This is a genomic window from Rhodococcus sp. NCIMB 12038, from assembly GCF_002165735.1.
Lineage (GTDB): Bacteria > Actinomycetota > Actinomycetes > Mycobacteriales > Mycobacteriaceae > Rhodococcus_F.
Genome location: NZ_NHML01000070.1, coordinates 1 through 3,050 on the forward strand (window position 1 = coordinate 1; position 3,050 = coordinate 3,050).

Here is a 3,050-nt window from a genome sequence, read left to right on the forward strand (position 1 = left end):
AAGACCTATCGAGGCGCGCGGTGGGCGCTTTTGAAGAACCCCGAAAAGCCTTTCCTCCAAGCAGGTTTCGACACTGAAAGCGCTCAAACGGCAGGGCGGCGCACTGGTCCGGGCCTACGAACTCAAGGAGGCGTTGCGTGCGGTCTTCGCCGGCGATCTCGACGACGAGGAGGTGCTCGCGATGCTCGCCCGATGGTGTGCCTGGGCGCAGCGCTGCCGGATCTCGCAGTTCGTCAAACTCGGACGCACCACCTCGACGGCATCACCGCCGCGGTCGAACGAGGCCTCGCGAACGGACGCCATGAGGGACTCAATAACAAGGTGAGGCTGATCATCCGCCGAGCCTACGGATTCCACACCGCCGAGAATGCTCTCGCGTTGATGCTGCTCGCCTGCGGACCCGTCGCCCTCCCGTATCACACGGCAACCCATCCACATTCATGACAAGAGAGCCGGATTTTGGGTGTCTTGTTCGCCGAAAGGTTGTCCATGATCACATAGACCGGCTCGCCGTCGGGGCGCGCGGCCCTGATCGACTTGAACGCGGCCAGGCTGTGATCGCCGCCCTTGCGGCGGCGGGTCACGCCCCACCGTATAGTCGGTACCAGATGGCGCGAAGTTCGTGACATGCCATATGGGACAACCCACCTCGTTCGCGGGGCATCGGAGAGTACCCCATCGAGACCTGCCCCGGAATGCGTCTCGCCTCGCCTGGGACGGTAAAAAGCCAGCGATCATGTCTTCGTTGCCCTTCCGGGCCCCTGGCTCCCCGATCGCCCTCCCTGCCCCTGGCGTCTCCCGATCGAGCGTCAGGCGGTGGCGGGGCTGCTGGCTCCGACCACCTTGCCAATGAACACCCGACGAAGGCCACATGGTGGGGGTGTCCGGGGACGCGGGATGACGGGGGTAGAGCACGGATTGGATGGTCCGTCGCATCGAATGATGTCGTCAAGCTGCTCTCGCGGACTCAACGAACTCCCGTCCTGTCAGTTTCCGAGGAAACAAGCTCTGAACTAGGAATTGGTCTATCAGGCCAAGAGGAGCGCGAATTCGTGGCCCAGCGCGGCAAGAACTTATCAATGTGACGCACCTAACGTCTAGGTATCAAGCCGGTAGGGCTGCCGCATCCCGACCGGACCACTCTTGCTTTCACGTACAAGGAGGTATTCATGCCTGCCACCCTGAATTCTGAGACCGCTGAGCAGCTGACCGACGAGCAGCAGCGCACTACACTTCTGGCCCGCATCGAGGCGTTGGCACCGATGCTGGCCGCCAACGCTGTCATCGCGGATGAGAACCGTAAGGTGCCCGAGGAGAGCATTCGTGCCCTGGTCGAGGCAGGTTTCTTCCGAGTGACCCGTCCGCGGGCCTATGGCGGTTTCGAGGTGTCTTCGCGCACGCTCTTCGAGGTGCTCGCTGCCGTCGGTCGGCACTGTCCGTCCTCGGCCTGGGTCGGCGCTCTGTCCAACGCCTCCGCGTGGGCCATCTCGCACTTCCCGGAGCAGGCGGTGACGGAGATCTTCGGGCAGAACCCCGACGCCCTGTTCTGCGGAGCCATCACGATCGGTGGTCGAGCACGCCGGATCGATGGTGGCTTCGAGGTCACGGGAACCTGGGGCTTCCAGTCCGGCAGTTACTACGCGGGTTGGGCGATGCTCGGCACCCCGCTCCTGGACGAGCACGACGAGGTCGTGGACCAGGTCTTCATGATGATCCCACGAGCGGAACTCGGGTGGAAGGACACCTGGCACGTCGCCGGCATGCGAGGCACCGGATCGAACACCCTGAGCGCTGAGAACGTCTTCGTGCCTGAGCACCGGGCGATGTCTCTTCCGGGAACTCTTCAGCACGAATTCCCTCAGAGCTTCCCCGACAGCGCGCACTTCAACATGCCGCTCGTGCCCCTGTTCAACGTCGCACTCATTGCCCCGCAGATTGGCATGGCCCGGGGTGCCCTCGACACCGTCGTGACTTCGCTCGCCAAGGGCAAGGGCATCGGTCACTCCTACTACAAGAACGCCTCCGAGGTCTCCTTCATCCAGAGCCAGGTCGCCGAGGCGGCCTCCCTCATCGACACTGCCGAAGCGCTCTTTCACACCGCTACCGAAGAGATCGACCGATGGAGCGCCAGCGGTCTCTTCATGCCGATCAAGGAGCGCGCACGGGCCAAGATGGCCGTGGACCGGGCCGCAGTGTGCGCCCGCGATGCTGTGGACACGTTGCTTAACGTCGGTGGGGCGTCCAGCTTCGGGACGTTCAACCGCCTCCAGATGTACTGGCGTGACATCGAGACCGCCTCGCGTCACGCGTTCATCTCCCCGGCCGTAGCTCGCGAGGCCTATGGCCGGACCTTGCTGGGCATCTCCCACATGCCGACCCCGTTCGTCTGAGGCCCGCCCGGCGCACATTCGACCCCGGCCACACCGAGTACAGAGGAGGGCGGCCATGAGCGCCGATCCCATCCAGATCCCGACCGACACTGCACTAAAGCGGGCCTACGGCAAGATCCCGACCTCGGTCGCCGTGATCACCGCCGTCCACGACGGCACCCCGATCGGCATGACCGTCGGCAGCCTTGCCTCGGTCTCGCTCGACCCTCCGCTTGTGTCCTTCTACGCGCTCGATACCTCGGCCACGGCCGAGTGGATTGTGGACGAGGGTCGCTTCCAGGTGAACTTGCTTGCGAAGGGGCAGGAGAACCTGTGCTTCCAGTACGCATCGAAGCGCCGGTTCGAAGAACGGTTCGCCGAGGGCACCTGGACCTGGTCTTCCCAATGCCTGCCGCAGCTGAATGGCTGCGTCTTGTGGCTCGAATGCGAGCTCCATGAACACCGCGCTATCGGGGACCACACGATGCTAGTCGGTCGTGTACTCCGCGCCCAGGAGGGCGCCGTGGACGCCACGCCGCTCGTGTTCTACCGGTCCAAGCTCGGCGAACTCGACGCCAAGCACATCCAGATGGTCCAGCCGCACAACTTCCAATGGTCGTTGTATTGACGGCCCGGACCCACGATTCACCACGAGGAGATTCATATGAGCATCCCCATGTC

3 protein-coding genes and 1 pseudogene are annotated in these 3,050 nt (G+C 63.7%); 3 read left to right on the top strand and 1 reads right to left on the bottom strand.

Going from position 1 to position 3,050, the window contains the following annotated elements:
* The first annotated feature begins 73 nt into the window (after positions 1–73).
* Positions 74–444 (top strand): annotated as a pseudogene (locus CA951_RS45305) (transposase).
* Here the strand turns inward: CA951_RS45305 and CA951_RS43190 are convergent.
* A complete protein-coding gene (locus CA951_RS43190) occupies positions 417–584 on the bottom strand; it encodes a hypothetical protein (RefSeq protein ID WP_218780574.1) in 168 nt (55 codons plus the stop codon). The pseudogene CA951_RS45305 and the gene CA951_RS43190 sit on opposite strands and share 28 nt — an antisense overlap.
* Positions 585–1,169: 585 nt before the next feature.
* On the opposite strand from CA951_RS43190, the gene CA951_RS41675 reads away from it, so the two are divergent.
* Together CA951_RS41675 and CA951_RS41680 are read left to right on the top strand one after the other, a co-directional pair.
* Positions 1,170–2,390: an acyl-CoA dehydrogenase family protein gene (locus tag CA951_RS41675; RefSeq protein WP_087562414.1), complete on the top strand. Its 1,221-nt coding sequence runs from the start codon at positions 1,170–1,172 to the stop codon at positions 2,388–2,390.
* Between the two features lie 55 nt (positions 2,391–2,445).
* On the top strand, positions 2,446–2,997 hold the full coding sequence (locus tag CA951_RS41680) for a flavin reductase family protein (protein WP_179220523.1): 552 nt from the start codon (positions 2,446–2,448) through the stop codon (positions 2,995–2,997).
* The last annotated feature ends 53 nt before the right edge of the window (positions 2,998–3,050 follow it).

Excerpts from the sequence above, each read along its gene's own strand:
- CA951_RS41675 (WP_087562414.1), top strand. The coding sequence starts at position 1,170 with ATGCCTGCCACCCTGAATTCTGAGACCGCTGAGCAGCTGACCGACGAG.
- CA951_RS41680 (WP_179220523.1), top strand. The coding sequence starts at position 2,446 with ATGAGCGCCGATCCCATCCAGATCCCGACCGACACTGCACTAAAGCGG.